Origin of the sequence: Catellatospora bangladeshensis, assembly GCF_016862575.1 — a bacterium.
Classification (GTDB): domain Bacteria; phylum Actinomycetota; class Actinomycetes; order Mycobacteriales; family Micromonosporaceae; genus Catellatospora; species Catellatospora bangladeshensis.
In genome coordinates this window covers 67,096-80,460 of the sequence record NZ_BONF01000045.1, presented here as the reverse complement: position 1 = coordinate 80,460, position 13,365 = coordinate 67,096, and the positions used below count along the sequence as shown (strand labels likewise).

Below are 13,365 nucleotides of genomic sequence, written 5' to 3'. Positions count from 1 at the left end.
CGGGTCAGGTCATGTCGTCGTAGCGACGCTCGATCGGTTCGGCACCGGCCACCGGCGCCACCGCTTCGATACGCTCACCGGGCGTGATGCTATCGGTGTCGTAGTCGTCGAGTGAAGACGTCTCGTCATCACTCAGGCCCTCGTACACCGGCTTGCCGCGTCCCTTGCGCCGATCGTTGAGCATCGACACGCCCACCGCGATGAAGTACAGCAGGCTGAGCACCCCGGCGAACAGCGTCATGCCGAACGGGCCCGGGTCGGGGGTGGTCACCGCGGCGAAGACGAACGCCAGGAACACCGCGATCCGCCACCAGCCCAGCATCCGGCGCCCGGTGAGCACGCCGGTGAAGTTCAGCATGAGCAGCAGCAGCGGGAACTCGAACGAGATGCCGAACAGCAGGATCATGCCGGTGACGAAGGAGATGTACTGCGTGACCTCCAGCGACTGCTCCACACCGGTGACACCGGCTTCGAGCAGGAACGCCAGGCCCTTCTCCACCACCACGTAGGCGAGGATCGCGCCCGCCGCGAACAGCGGGCCGGCGATCGCGGCGAAGATGTACGCCCATTTGCGCTCGTGCCGGTGCAGGCCGGGGGCCACGAACGCCCACAGCTGGTACAGCCACACCGGGGCGCCGACGATCAGGCCGACCCACAGCGCGAGCTTCAGCTTGAGGATGAACGCGTCGGCCGGGCCCAGCTGGATGAACTCGCAATCGGTGCCCGGATCGCGCGGCAGGTTGCAGTACGGCACCTTGAGCAGGTCGAAGACGTCCTGCGCGACGATGAAGCCGACGATGAGGCCCAGGATCACGCCCAGGCTCGCCTTGAACAGGCGGTCCCGCAGCTCCTTGATGTGCTCGATGAGCGTCATCGAGCCGTCCGCAGCGCGTTCACGCTGGGACGGCTCGCGACGTGTCAGGGGGTTCTTCACGTCTGCCAGCCCGGGGGTTCGGGGATCAGTGCTGCTGGCGCTGAACCGGGTCCACGACGGGCTTGGCGGAGGCCTGGCCGTCGAGCGGCTGCTGCGAGGTCACCTGCGCGTCGGCCTTCTCGGCGGTCGCGTCCTTGCCGTCCTCGGACAGTGCCTTGGTCTCGGCCTTGAAGATGCGCATCGAGCGACCGAGCGAACGGGCCGCGTCCGGCAGCTTCTTCGAGCCGAAGAGGATCACCAGCACCACGACCACGAGGATGAGGTGCCACGGCTTCAGGGCGCCCATGTTTGCTCCAGTCAGAAAGATGAGGGGTTTGAACCAGGTAGTTCCGGACTAATGGTACGCGGCCCGGCGGGGCTCGCCCGCAGGTGAAGTGTCGACCATCACGAGAACCAGCGTCAACGTGGGACGGCAGGCGCTGCATGTTTCTGCAGCAACCGGTGTGACCTGCGGATCAGGCCTTCTTCGGCTTGATCGATCCGGCGTGCGCCTTGACCTCGGCCAGCCGCTCCTGGAGCAGCTCCGCGCGCACCTTCATGGAGTCCCCGTGCGCCTGCAGGCCCTGCGCCGTCTGCGCCAGCTCCTGGGCCCGCGCCGCGACCGCCTGCAGCTCCACCTGGGCCTCGCGCAGCCCGGCCAGCCGCCACAGCAGCACCCGCACCACCAGCCCCAGGAACACCAGGCTCAGCAGCACGACCGCCAGCACGATCCACAGCACCACGGCAGCAGCCTAACGCCTAGGCGTACGCGGCCAGCGCCTGCGCCGCGCTGTCGCGTACCGCGTCGGCCAGCTCGGCCGGGGCCACCACCACGACCTGCGGGCCCAGGCCCAGCACCAGCCGCCGCGCCCAGTCCATGTCGTTGACCCGCAGCGAGACCAGCCACTCCTCCGGCGACACCTCGACCACCGACGAGCACGGGTAGTACTCGGTGATCCAGCGGCTGCCCCGGCCCACCCGCAGCGTGATCGTCGGCGCGGCCGGGTCCGGCTGGAACACGCCCTCGGACACGTCACCGGTCTGCGCCTCGGCCGGCGCCGCGGCCGCCTCGTCCAGCTCGGTCAGCGCGTCGATCCGGTCCACCCGGAACATGCGCACCGCCCCCGCCGAACGGCACCAGGCCTCCAGGTACGACCGCCCGGACACCGACAGCAGCCGCATCGGGTCCACCACGCGCTCGCTGGACACGTCCCGCGCCGCCGAGTAGTAGCTCAGCCGCAGCGCGCGGCCCCGCTCCAGCGCGGCGCGCAGGTCCGACAGCCGGTCGTCGTTGCCGGGCAGGCGCACCGCCACCGGCGCGTCGATCTCCCCGGCGGCCGCCTCGATCTTCTCCAGCGCCCGGTGGATCGCGTCCCGGTCGGCCACGCCCGGCGTCTCGGCCAGCATGCGCAGCGCCACGACCAGCGCGGTCGCCTCGTCCGGGGTCAGCCGCAGCGGCCGGTCGATACCCGCGTCGTAGGTGATGGTCACCCGGTCGCCGTCGAACGACATGTCGATCAGGTCACCGGGGCCGTAGCCCGGCAGCCCGCACACCCACAGCAGCTCCAGGTCCTCACGCAGCTGCCGCTCGGACACGCCCAGGTCGGCCGCCGCCTCCACGATCTCGATGCCGGGACGCGCCAGCAGGTACGGCACCAGGTTCAGCAGCCGGGCCAGCCGGTCCGCCGACGTCTTCGCGGCGTTGCTGCTCACGAGCCCACCTCCGCCAGCTGAGCCGAGCCGCCCGCGACGCCGACGCCGGCGATCTCGCGGAGCCGGGCCACGGTCGCCTCGCGTACCTCGGCCGGCTCCAGCACGGTCACGTCCGCGCCGTAGCCGACCAGCCAGGCGGCGAAGCTGTCCGCGTCGGCGTAGCGCAGCTCCAGCACGTCGCCCTCGGGGGTGGCGGTGCTGGTGACCGCCCAGCGGCGGACGCCCGCCGCGCGGCCCGGCCGGGCCAGCACGCGGGTCGTCCGGTTGCGCTCGACCGGGCCCGACCAGCGGGCCACGTAACTGATCAGGTCCAGGTCGGCCGGCGGCTCGAACGCACCGTCCGTGCCGGTCTGGCGCACCGGGCCGACGATGCGCGACAGCCGGAAGCAGCGCGGCGCGTCCCGGGTGGTGTCGTGGCCGACCACGTACCACCGGCCGCGCCAGCACACCACGCCCCACGGCTGCAGGTGCCGGGTCGTCGGCGCGTCGTCCTCGGGCACCCGGTAGGGGAAGGTCACCTCGCGGCGTGCCCGCGCGGCGGCGGTCAGCGGCTCGAACGCGGCGTCCACCGCGACCACCGGCTCCACGCCCAGCGTCGCGTGCGGATCCACGTCCACCCCGCCCGCGCGCAGCTTCGCCAGGCCCGAGGTCGCGGCCGCGGCCAGGCCCGCGTGCCGCCACAGCCGCGCGGCGACGCCCACCGCGGCGGCCTCGTCGGGCGCGAGCGGGATCGCGGGCAGCGCGTAGTCGCGCCGGGCGATGCGGTAACCGGGCTCGGTGTCGAAGACGCTGGCGGTGCCGGTCTCCAGGGGCACGCCGAGCGCCCGCAGCTCGGCCTTGTCCCGCTCGAACTTGCGCTGGAACGCCTCGTGCTCGCGGGCGTCGTCGGCGTTGTGCTCGTATCCGGGCACGGTCGCGGCGATCTGCGCCGCCGTCAGGAAGCGTCGGGTGGACAGCAGGCAGATCACTAGGTTGACCAGGCGTTCGGTTCGGCTGCGCGACACGCCCGCCACGCTAGCAGCGCCAAGGCTTCCACCGTTAACCGGCAAGCCCTTCTTCCCTCTGTCGCGCACCCCCTGTCCGCCACCGCATCACCCCCCGCTCCTCCCCCACCACCCTCCGTGCCCGGCCACCCCCGCCAAGATCCACCGACTTGCCTGGCACATGGGGGTATGAGCGGCCAAGATACGCCCGATTGCCCGGCAAGTCGGTGGATCTTGGCGTGGCCCGGCCGGGTCGCACCGCGCAGCGGGCGGGCGGGCGGGCGATCGTGGCGCGGCGGGGCCGGATCGGGCGGCGGGGGGGCGGGGCGGGCGGGCGATCGTGGGGCGGTCCGGGCTGGCGGCGCGGCGGGTGGGCGGGGGCGGGGGCGGGGCAGGACGGATCGGTAGGGTCGGGGCGTGATTCGGTGGCGGACAGGCACGGTGGAGCGGCTCGGCCGCGGTTGGCACGGGGCGCAGGAGCTGACCGTGACGCTGGACGCGCGCACCCCGGACGATCCGGCGACGGTACGCGCGCTGGCCTACCCCGACCTGGTCGGCGTGCCCGAGGTCGGCGACGAGGTGCTGCTCAACACCAACGCGCTCGCGCTCGGCCTGGGCACCGGCGGATACGCCCTGGTCGTGGCCCTGCCCAGGCGGCTACCGGAGGACGCCCCGGTGCGCGGGCACATCGTCAAGGCCCGCTACAGCCCGCTGCAGACGATCCGGCTCGCCGCCGACGAGGAGGGCTCACCGCACCGCGACGCGCTCGCCGCCGCGACGGACCTGGGCGGCATGCCGGTCGTCGTGGCCGACCTGCACTCGGCGCTGCCCGCGATCCTGGCAGGCATCCATGCCGACGCCCCGGACGCCCGCGTCGCGTACGTGCTCACCGACGGTGGCGCGCTGGCCGCGGGCTTCTCCCGCACCCTCGACGCCCTGCGCGACCGGCTCGCGGGCACCGTCACCGCCGGCCAGTCCTGGGGCGGCGACCTGGAGGCGGTCAACGTGCACGGCGGCCTGCTCGCCGCGCGCCACGCGCTGGGCGCCGACATCACCATCGTCAGCCAGGGGCCCGGCAACCTCGGCACCGGCACCGTCTGGGGCTTCTCCGGCGTGGCCGCGGGCGAGGCGGTCAACGCGGCGGCGGTGCTGGGCGGACGGCCCGTGGGCGCGTTGCGCATCTCCGACGCCGACCCGCGCCCCCGCCACCGCGGGGTGTCGCACCACAGCCTCACCGCGTACGGCAAGGTCGCCCTGGCCGCCGCGGACCTCGTCGTGCCCACGGGCCTGCCCGCCGACCTGGCCGCGCAGGTCGAAGCCGCGCTGGAGCCGCTGACCGCGCGGCACCACGTCGTCACCGTCGAGACGGCCGGGCTGGACGCGGCCCTGCGCGCCGTCCCGGTGAAGCTGTCGACGATGGGCCGCGACCTCGACGGCGACCACGCCTACTTCCTGGCCTGCGCTGCCGCCGGCCGCCACGCAGCCGCACTGGCGACCGCCGCCTGACCCGGAACGATCCCGCCGCCGTGGCTGCCAGGACGGCGCGGCGGCGCCTGCTGCTCCGGGCCGGGGCTCAGGTGAAGAGGATGAGGCCGAGCCAGCCGGCCACGATCAGGCCCAGCACGGTCGCGAGCACCCACGTCGGCACCCGGTACTCACCGCGCCGGTTGGCCATGATCTCGTTGTAGACCCGGTCACGGCGCCGCTGGACCCAGTTGGTCCGCACGTCGTCGGCGTTGCGCTCGGCCGGCTCGGCCAGCTGCGGATCGTGGTGCTCGCTCATAGTGCGGCAAGGATAGCTCCCGCCCCACCGCCCCGCACACATGATCGACGCCGCCCGGCGGACCGGACGGCGTCGATCATGTGGCAGGTCACATGCTGGCGATCAGGCGCTCCACGCGCTCGTCGTGGGCCCGGAACGGGTCCTTGCACAGCACGGTGCGCTGCGCCTGGTCGTTCAGCTTCAGGTGCACCCAGTCGACCGTGAAGTCACGGCGCTTCTCCTGGGCGTGCCGGATGAACTCGCCGCGCAGCCGCGCCCGCGTCGTCTGCGGCGGCGTCTCCTTCGCCTCGAACGTGCGCAGGTCGGTGACCACCCGGTCGACCTTGCCCCGCTTCTCCAGCAGCGGGTACAGGCCCCGGCCGCGGCGCAGGTCGTGATACGCCAGGTCCATCTGCGCCACCCGCGGGCTGGACAGCGGCAGGTCGTGCTTGCGCTGGTACGCCTCGATCAGGCGCAGCTTGGTCACCCAGTCGATCTCCCGCCCCACGCTGGCCAGGTCACCGCTGTCCACCGCGTTGAGCACCCGGCCCCACAGCTCCACCACCCGCTGCGCCGCCGGGTCGCCCGAGCGGCGCGCCACGAACTCGGTCGCCTTCTCGTGGTAGATCCGCTGGATCTCCAGCGCGCTGGCCTCCTTGCCGCTGGCCAGCCGCACCTTGCGCCGCCCGGTGATGTCGTGCGACACCTCGCGGATGGCCCGGATCGGGTTCTCCAGCGCCAGGTCGGGCATGGCCACGCCCGTCTCGATCATCCGGAGCACCAGGTCCGCGCTGCCGACCTTCAGCAGCGTGGTCACCTCGTTCATGTTCGAGTCGCCGACGATCACGTGCAGGCGCCGGTAGCGCTCGGCGTCGGCGTGCGGCTCGTCCCGGGTGTTGATGATCGGCCGCGATCGGGTCGTCGCCGAGGAGACGCCCTCCCAGATGTGCTCGGCCCGCTGGGAGAGGCAGTACACCGCGCCGCGCGGGGTCTGCAGCACCTTGCCCGCCCCGCAGATCAGCTGCCGGGTGACCAGGAACGGGATCAGCACGTCGGCCAGGCGGCCGAACTCGCCGTGCCGCGACACCAGGTAGTTCTCGTGGCAGCCGTAGGAGTTGCCGGCCGAGTCGGTGTTGTTCTTGAACAGGTAGATCTCGCCCGCGATGCCCTCGTCGTGCAGGCGCTTCTCGGCGTCCACGAGCAGGCCCTCCAGGATCCGCTCGCCCGCCCGGTCGTGGGCCACCAGGTCGACCACGGAGTCGCACTCGGGCGTCGCGTACTCCGGGTGGGAACCGACGTCCAGGTAGAGCCGGGCGCCGTTACGCAGGAAGACGTTGCTGGACCGTCCCCATGAGACGACCCGACGGAAGAGGTAGCGCGCCACCTCGTCCGGGGACAGCCGCCGCTGGCCCCGATAGGTGCAGGTGACGCCGTACTCGGTCTCGAGTCCGAAGATTCGTCGGTCCATACACAGACATTAGCCGCCCGAACGCTCAAGGTCACTCTCGCGCCACGTGACGTCGCGGAGTCATCCTGTAACAGACTGCCCGCAGGAGCCCCGGGCGCAGGTCGCGCCCGGGGCGGCGGCTCATTCCACGCCCGGCAGGGTGACCAGCGTGACGCGTCCGGCCAGCTCAGGACGGCGTGTCAGCAGATCGCGGATCACCCGCGCGCCCTCCGGGTCGGTGGCGATGAAGCGCACCCTGTCCGGGAAGCGCTTCAGCAGCGCCTCGGCCCGCAGCGGCTCCTTGTGTGGCAGCCCGTACGTGGCGAACTGGCCCGAGCCCGCGGTGCGCTGCAGGCCCATCAGGAACGGGTTCATCCAGTAGCTGTCGAACCCGGTCGCTCCGATGGCGACGGAGGTGACCCCGGGCAGCGGCGGATACTCCTGCGCCGCCGCGGCCACCTGCGCCGCGCGCGGCGACACCGGCGGCCCCTGCCGGAACAGCGCCGCCCAGGTGATGCTGCGGCCCTGGGCGGCCAGCGGCTGCGCCAGCACGCCCCCGCCGAAGAACACCCCGAGCACCCCGAACAGCGCCAGCGACAGCAGCGCCGCGGGCACCCACTGCCGGCGGGCCGGCACCCGCACCCGCCACGGCGCGGGCAGCAGCAGCACCAGCGCACCGACACCGACCGTGAAGATCACCAGCAGCGCGTGCACCGTCTTGCCGAAGTAGTAGTTCATGAAGTCGCTGCCCGCGGCGATGTTCTGCGCCGCGATGCCCACCGCGAACACCGCCGCCGCCGCGACGCTGAGCAGGTAGCCGCGCCACACCCGCGAGCGCCACGCCGCCGCGCTGAGCACCCCCGCCCCGACCAGCGCCACCAGCCACACGTATCCGTCCAGCGGCTGCGGCGGCGCCCCGCCGATCACCAGGCGATCGGTCATGTTCTCGTAGCTGAGCCCGTACACCAGCTGGAAGGGCGCCAGCACGACCGCACCGAGCCCGATGACCGCGGTCGCGACCTTGTGCCTGCGCACCTGCCGCCGCGACCGCACCAGCCAGACCAGCGCGATCAGGCCCGCCAGCGGCAGCAGGAAGAAGTAACCGAACCCGACGCCGATCAGCGTCGCCGCCACCATCAGCGCCTGCTGCCGGTACCGCGCCAGCGGCCGCGCCGCCAGCGCCACCAGCACGGTCAGGAACACCAGGCCCAGGCACTCGGCCGGGTAGCCGTTGCGGATGATGCGCGGGAACTCCGACCCGGCCACCAGCGCCACCACCGCCGCCGCGACCACCAGCCGCCGCGGCCCGTCCAGCAGCCGGCCCGGCACCCGCCACGCCGCCCAGATCAGCGCCAGCGCCAGCAGGCCGTAGGTCAGCACCGCGAACAGCACGTACGAGCGCAGCGCCACCAGCCCCGACGACGCCGGGCCGTCCGCCGAGCGCAGGAACTGGTCCAGGATCGCGGCCGTCGAGTGCCAGCCCTGCGGATACGTGAACAGCATGCGCGGCACGAACGGCGCCGCCTCGGGCTTATCGGCCAGCACCAGCCCCTGCACCTGCCCGATGCCGTCGAACAGCGCGAAGTGCCGGCTGCTGTCCTCGCCCTGCATCATCGCGCTGAGCAGCTGCACGTCCCCGTCCGCGCGGAAGTACGGTAAGGCCGCCAGCGCCGTCGCGCCCAGCGCGCCCAGCAGCGCCAGCGCGTCCGTCCAGCGCGGCCGGGGCAGCGACGGCCGCCGCCCGGTCACGAACCAGAACACCGCCAGCGCGGTCAGCGCGCAGCCCGCGATCGGCACCGGATGCAGGCCCCACGGCCACAGCGAGAACACCGTCATCGCGCCCGCGGTCAGCCCCGCCAGCAGCACGATCGCGAGCACGATCCGGTCCAGCAGCTCGCGCGCGTCGAAGCACAGCGCCGCCGTCCCGGCGAAGACCACGATCGGCAGCAGCCAGTCGACGCCGGCCAGGTGGGTCAGCACCGGGAGCACCCAGGCCGCCCCCACGAACAGTGCCAGCCGGAGCAGCTCCGATCGGCTGCGGACACGAGCGGCGAGGGACGAAGGCATGCGCTATTCCTCAAGGTCTGACGAAGTCCGCCACGACGCGGACAGAGCGCCTGCCAGACTCGATCAGCCCCATGATCGCAGACTGAACACGACCTGAACTTCAGTTGTCGGGAAACCAGGCCCGTAACGCGCTGACGCCCGTGCCGGGCGGCACGGGCGTCAGCGGTGGAACTGCGGGAACTACTCCGCCTTCGGCGGCTCGGCCTTGGGCGTCTCGGGCTTGGGCGTCTCCTTCGGGGCGTCCGCCTTGGGCGCGTCCGCCTTCGGCTGGTTGAGCAGCGACGTCAGCGCCGCACCGGTCACCCGGCGGAACTTGCGGCCCGGCCGCGCGCGCTCCAGCACCGCCACCTCCAGCTGCTCGGCGGCCAGCGTGCGCGCCGCGCCGCCCTCGCCACCGACGCTGCTCAGCGCCTTCACCGCCAGCTTCAGCGCCTCGCCTAGCGAGTGCCCCTCGCTGTGCTCGGCGCGCAGCACGTTGCCGATCGCCTCGGCCTGGCCGCCCATCGCCATGAACCCGGGCTCGTCCTGCACCGAACCGTCGTAGGTCAGCCGGTACAGCTCGTCGTGCTCGGGCGCCGCGCCCACCTCCGCGACGCAGATCTCCACCTCGTACGGCTTGCCCTGCTCGCTGAAGATCGCACCCAGGGTCTGCGCGTACGCGCTGGCCAGCGCCCGGCCGGTGACGTCCCGGCGGTCGTAGGAGTAACCCCGCAGGTCGGCCATGCGCACACCGGCCGACCGCAGGTTCTCGAACTCGTTGTAGCGGCCGACGGCGGCGAAGCCGATCCGGTCGTAGATCTCGCTCACCTTGTGCAGCGTGGTGGAGAGGTTCTCCGCCACGAACAGCACGCCCCCGGCGTACGTGAGCACCACCACGCTGCGACCGCGCGCGATGCCCTTGCGGGCGTACTCCGAGCGGTCCCGCATGATCTGCTCAGGCGAGGCGTAGAACTGCATGGCCACGGCGTGTCTTCTCCTCTATGGAGTCACAGGACGGCGGATGTGGAGGTTCAGGCGCCCGGCTGCTGGGTGCGGGCCGCGATGACGGTCTCGGCCATCGCCGCGGTCTCCTCGTCGGTCAGCCGGTGGGTGCCCTCGGCGGTCGCGGTCATCACGATCGGGAACAGCTTGCGGATGATGTCCGGCCCGCCCGTGGCGGTGTCGTCGTCGGCCGCGTCGTACAGCGCCTCGACGGCCAGCTGCGCCGCCTCGGTGATGCTCACCCCCGGCTTGTACCGCTTCTTCAGCGACGACTTCGCGAACAGCGAACCCGAGCCGATCGCGTCGTAGCCGCCGTGCTCCTCGTAGAGGCCGCCCGCGATGTCGAAGCTGAAGATCCGGCCCACCTTGCCCGGCGTCTTCGCGTCCAGGTCGAACCCGGCGAACAGCGGGATCACCGCGAGCCCCTGCATCGCCGCGCCCAGGTTCTGGCGGATCATCGCGGCCAGGCGGTTCGCCTTGCCGTCGAGCGAGAGCATCGCGCCCTCGATCTTCTCGTAGTGCTGCAGCTCCACCTGGAACAGCCGCATCAGCTCGATGCCCACGCCGGCCGTGCCCGCGATGCCGATCAGCGAGTACGGGTCGGCGGGGTGCACCTTCTCGATGTCGCGGCTCGCGATCAGGTTGCCCATGGTCGCCCGCCGGTCACCGGCCATCACGACGCCCTCGGCGGTGCTGATGGCGACGATGGTGGTGGCGTGCGGGGCGAGGTCGGCGTTCATGCCCGCGGGCAGCGGGCGGCGGCCGGGCAGCAGCTCCGGCGCGACCTGGGTCAGAAAGTCCGTGAAGGACGAGGAACCCGGCGTGGTGAAACTAGCTGGTAGACGCCCGGGTGAACCAAGACCCGCTGACACGCTGTCTCCCTCAGATACTCGATCGCTCTGGCAAGGCTCTGCTGGTTGTCTTTGAACTGTCCAAGGCCACCGTTGCAGTTGAAGCAAAGGATGCCCCGTACGTTACCGAATTCATGGTCATGGTCAACGTGCTCGGGGTCCGGTGCGCCGCAGATGGCGCACACCCCGCCCTGCCACGCGAGCCACGTCTCGAAGTCCGCCTGACGCATCCCGTACCGGTGACGCAGGTGGTATTCCCGCGTGCCGCCATACAGGCGCATCTTGCTCTCGCGCCCGCGCTCGTTGTGGCATGGCTTGCAGTACGTGGCATAGCCCGTACTGTCAGATCGATTACGGGGGAATTCCGACAGGGGCTTGGTCTCGCGACAGCTGATGCAGTGCTTGTGCCCCTCGGGCACCTTCACACCCTGCCGGACCTGGCGCCCTTCCTTCGCCGCGACACGGCGGGCGTAGCTCGCTTTGGCACGCAGGTTGAAGCACGGCTTGCAGTAGCTTCCGCGGCCGTCAGGACGGCGGGGGCTGGCGTGGAAGTCATCGAGCGGCTTCCACTCGCCGCAGTCACGGCATTGGCGTTGACCATCGCGATCTCGGGATCCAATTGCCATGTCCGATTTCTCCCGCTTTATCCTATTGGCCCCCCTTTTGTACGTATCCACGAATGAACTCTTCGGCGTTCTCCTCGAGGACGGCGTCGATCTCGTCGAGGATGTCGTCGACGTCCTCGCCGATCTTCTCGACGCGCTCGGCAACCTCGGGGTTCACCTCGGGCGCGACCGACTCGCTCTCCTGCTCGCCGCGCGAGCGACCCGACTGTGACTGTCCACCGTCCTGCGTGGCCATCTGCGCCTCCCTGACGTCGCCTGTGGGCCTTAAACGTAGCGCGCGGGACCGACTAAAGCGATCACCCCGCGGTGATCACCTCGAGGAGATCCTTCGCGCTGGGGCAACGGTCGAAAAGCGCCCCGACGTGTCGCTTCGTGCCGCGCTCCGGCTCCATCATCGGCACCCGGACCAGCGCCTCCCGGCCCACGTCGAAGATCACCGAGTCCCAGCTCGCGGCGACCACTTCGGACGCGTACTTGCCCAGGCAGCGGCCGCGGAAGTAGGCCCGCGTGTCCTCCGGCGGGTCGGTCATCGCGGCCCGGGTCTCCTCCGGGTCGAGCAGCGTCTTCATCGCGCCGCGCGCGACCAGGCGGTGGTAGAGGCCCTTCTCGGGGCGCACGTCGGAGTACTGCAGGTCCACGAGCTGGAGCTTGGAGGAGGCCCAGCCGAGGTTCTCCCGCTCCCGGTAGCCCTCCAGCAGGCGCAGCTTGGCGACCCAGTCCAGCTCGTCGGCGAGCAGCATCGGGTCCTCGCCGAGCTTGGTGAGCACGCCCTCCCAGCGGTCGAGCACGTCGTGGGTCTGCTCGTCGGTGTCGGCGCCGGTGCGGTCGTCGACGAAGGCGCGGGCCCGCTCGTAGTACGCCCACTGCAGGTCGAGGGCGGTGAGCCGGCGGCCGTCGCGCAGCCGCATGGTGTGCTTCAGGGCGGGGTCGTGGCTGACCGCGCGCAGCTCGGCGACGGGGTCGGCGATGCCGAGGTCGTTGGACAGCGCCTTCTCCTCGATCATGCCGAGGATCAGGGCGGTGGTGCCGACCTTGAGGTAGGTCGAGATCTCGGACAGGTTCGCGTCACCGATGATCACGTGGAGGCGCCGGTACTTGTCGGCGTCGGCGTGCGGCTCGTCGCGGGTGTTGATGATCGGCCGCTTGAGGGTGGTCTCCAGGCCGACCTCGACCTCGAAGAAGTCGGCGCGCTGGCTGATCTGGAAACCGGCCTGGCTGCCGTCCTGGCCGATGCCGACGCGGCCGGCGCCGCAGAAGATCTGCCGGGTCACGAAGAACGGGGTGAGATACGTCACGATGTCCGCGAACGCGGTCTGTCGCCGCATCAGGTAGTTCTCGTGCGCGCCGTACGAAGCGCCCTTGTTGTCGGTGTTGTTCTTGTAGAGGTGGATCGGGTGGCTGCCGGGGATGGTCGCCGCGCGGCGCGCCCCCTCGGCCATGACCTGCTCGCCCGCCTTGTCCCAGCGGACCACGTCGAGCGGGTTGGTCACCTCGGGCGTCGAGTACTCCGGGTGGGCGTGGTCGACGTAGAGCCGGGCGCCGTTGGTCAGGATGACGTTGGCCAGTCCCAGGTCCTCGTCGGCGAGCGCCTCGGCCGGGTCGTACGCCGCGCCGGTGTAGCTGAAGCCGCGGGCGTCGCGCAGCGGCGACTCCTCCTCGTAGTCCCAGCGGGCGCGGCCGCCCCGGGCCAGCTCGGGCCGGGCGCCGTAGGCGTTCACCACCTGGGAGGAGGTCACCATCGGGTTCGCCCCGGGCTGTCCGGGCACGGAGATGCCGTACTCGACCTCGGTGCCCATGATCCGCCGAACGCTCATTCCGCCGCCTATCTACGGTCGCCGCCTGGGTCGAGCCTAGCCGTTGTTTCACGTCGAGGTGACCGTGGGCGCACGGGCGCATCGGCTGCGTGGTCGGACCGGCGTGGCGTACGGCGGCCGGGGGTGTCCGTCCGGCCGGGTCGGCGGCGCTGCCGCGCCCGCGCGGTGGGCTATCCTGACCTGCGCCCGGGCCGGGATGAGCGCCGGG

14 protein-coding genes are annotated in these 13,365 nt (G+C 71.7%); 1 reads left to right on the top strand and 13 read right to left on the bottom strand.

Going from position 1 to position 13,365, the window contains the following annotated elements; translation table 11 throughout:
* Window positions 1–4: 4 nt before the first annotated feature.
* The 5 genes from tatC to Cba03nite_RS33040 all read right to left on the bottom strand — a co-directional run bounded on the left by tatC (window position 5) and on the right by Cba03nite_RS33040 (window position 3,630).
* A complete protein-coding gene (gene tatC / locus Cba03nite_RS33060; RefSeq protein ID WP_346114718.1) occupies window positions 5–874 on the bottom strand; it encodes a twin-arginine translocase subunit TatC in 870 nt (289 codons plus the stop codon).
* 85 nt (window positions 875–959) lie between these two features.
* Entirely contained in the window at window positions 960–1,220 is a 261-nt protein-coding gene (tatA, locus tag Cba03nite_RS33055) for a Sec-independent protein translocase subunit TatA (RefSeq protein WP_203754933.1), read from the bottom strand.
* A gap of 169 nt (window positions 1,221–1,389) precedes the next feature.
* Entirely contained in the window at window positions 1,390–1,656 is a 267-nt protein-coding gene (locus Cba03nite_RS33050) for a hypothetical protein (protein ID WP_239126193.1), read from the bottom strand.
* A gap of 16 nt (window positions 1,657–1,672) precedes the next feature.
* Window positions 1,673–2,626: a helix-turn-helix transcriptional regulator gene (locus tag Cba03nite_RS33045; protein ID WP_203754931.1), complete on the bottom strand. Its 954-nt coding sequence runs from the start codon at window positions 2,624–2,626 to the stop codon at window positions 1,673–1,675.
* A complete protein-coding gene (locus Cba03nite_RS33040) occupies window positions 2,623–3,630 on the bottom strand; it encodes a helix-turn-helix transcriptional regulator (protein ID WP_203754928.1) in 1,008 nt (335 codons plus the stop codon). Before Cba03nite_RS33040 ends, Cba03nite_RS33045 begins: the two co-directional genes overlap by 4 nt.
* A gap of 396 nt (window positions 3,631–4,026) precedes the next feature.
* Here Cba03nite_RS33040 and Cba03nite_RS33035 point away from each other — a divergent pair, with 396 nt between their 5' ends.
* On the top strand, window positions 4,027–5,115 hold the full coding sequence (locus Cba03nite_RS33035) for a DUF3866 family protein (RefSeq protein WP_203754926.1): 1,089 nt from the start codon (window positions 4,027–4,029) through the stop codon (window positions 5,113–5,115).
* Window positions 5,116–5,182: 67 nt separating this feature from the next.
* Here the strand turns inward: Cba03nite_RS33035 and Cba03nite_RS33030 are convergent, their stop codons facing one another.
* The 8 genes from Cba03nite_RS33030 to dop all read right to left on the bottom strand — a co-directional run bounded on the left by Cba03nite_RS33030 (window position 5,183) and on the right by dop (window position 13,157).
* Window positions 5,183–5,392 carry a hypothetical protein gene (locus tag Cba03nite_RS33030; protein ID WP_203754925.1) on the bottom strand — a complete coding sequence of 70 codons (210 nt, stop codon included), beginning with the start codon at window positions 5,390–5,392 and terminating at the stop codon, window positions 5,183–5,185.
* Window positions 5,393–5,480: 88 nt separating this feature from the next.
* Complete coding sequence (gene pafA / locus Cba03nite_RS33025) at window positions 5,481–6,839, bottom strand: Pup--protein ligase (RefSeq protein WP_203754922.1); 1,359 nt, start codon at window positions 6,837–6,839, stop codon at window positions 5,481–5,483.
* Window positions 6,840–6,959: 120 nt separating this feature from the next.
* Window positions 6,960–8,885 (bottom strand): hypothetical protein, encoded by a 1,926-nt coding sequence (locus tag Cba03nite_RS33020; protein ID WP_203754919.1) that lies wholly within the window; start codon window positions 8,883–8,885, stop codon window positions 6,960–6,962.
* 180 nt (window positions 8,886–9,065) lie between these two features.
* Window positions 9,066–9,848 (bottom strand): proteasome subunit alpha, encoded by a 783-nt coding sequence (gene prcA, locus Cba03nite_RS33015; RefSeq protein WP_203754916.1) that lies wholly within the window; start codon window positions 9,846–9,848, stop codon window positions 9,066–9,068.
* A 47-nt stretch (window positions 9,849–9,895) separates the two neighbouring features.
* Complete coding sequence (gene prcB / locus Cba03nite_RS33010; RefSeq protein WP_203754914.1) at window positions 9,896–10,738, bottom strand: proteasome subunit beta; 843 nt, start codon at window positions 10,736–10,738, stop codon at window positions 9,896–9,898.
* The gene (locus Cba03nite_RS33005) at window positions 10,657–11,343 is read right to left on the bottom strand and encodes an endonuclease VII domain-containing protein (RefSeq protein ID WP_203754911.1); all 687 of its coding nucleotides are present in this window, start codon (window positions 11,341–11,343) and stop codon (window positions 10,657–10,659) included. The genes prcB and Cba03nite_RS33005 overlap by 82 nt, the downstream gene beginning before the upstream one ends.
* 22 nt (window positions 11,344–11,365) lie before the next feature.
* Complete coding sequence (locus tag Cba03nite_RS33000) at window positions 11,366–11,578, bottom strand: ubiquitin-like protein Pup (protein WP_203754908.1); 213 nt, start codon at window positions 11,576–11,578, stop codon at window positions 11,366–11,368.
* A gap of 61 nt (window positions 11,579–11,639) precedes the next feature.
* Window positions 11,640–13,157: a depupylase/deamidase Dop gene (dop, locus tag Cba03nite_RS32995; protein ID WP_346113984.1), complete on the bottom strand. Its 1,518-nt coding sequence runs from the start codon at window positions 13,155–13,157 to the stop codon at window positions 11,640–11,642.
* Window positions 13,158–13,365: the final 208 nt, after the last annotated feature.

Bases quoted from the DNA above. Each gene is read 5' to 3' on its own strand.
- Cba03nite_RS33005 (WP_203754911.1), bottom strand. From the start codon at position 11,343: ATGGCAATTGGATCCCGAGATCGCGATGGTCAACGCCAATGCCGTGAC.
- dop (WP_346113984.1), bottom strand. From the start codon at position 13,157: ATGAGCGTTCGGCGGATCATGGGCACCGAGGTCGAGTACGGCATCTCC.
- Cba03nite_RS33020 (WP_203754919.1), bottom strand. From the start codon at position 8,885: ATGCCTTCGTCCCTCGCCGCTCGTGTCCGCAGCCGATCGGAGCTGCTC.
- Cba03nite_RS33030 (WP_203754925.1), bottom strand. From the start codon at position 5,392: ATGAGCGAGCACCACGATCCGCAGCTGGCCGAGCCGGCCGAGCGCAAC.
- tatA (WP_203754933.1), bottom strand. From the start codon at position 1,220: ATGGGCGCCCTGAAGCCGTGGCACCTCATCCTCGTGGTCGTGGTGCTG.
- tatC (WP_346114718.1), bottom strand. From the start codon at position 874: ATGACGCTCATCGAGCACATCAAGGAGCTGCGGGACCGCCTGTTCAAG.
- pafA (WP_203754922.1), bottom strand. From the start codon at position 6,839: ATGGACCGACGAATCTTCGGACTCGAGACCGAGTACGGCGTCACCTGC.
- Cba03nite_RS33000 (WP_203754908.1), bottom strand. From the start codon at position 11,578: ATGGCCACGCAGGACGGTGGACAGTCACAGTCGGGTCGCTCGCGCGGC.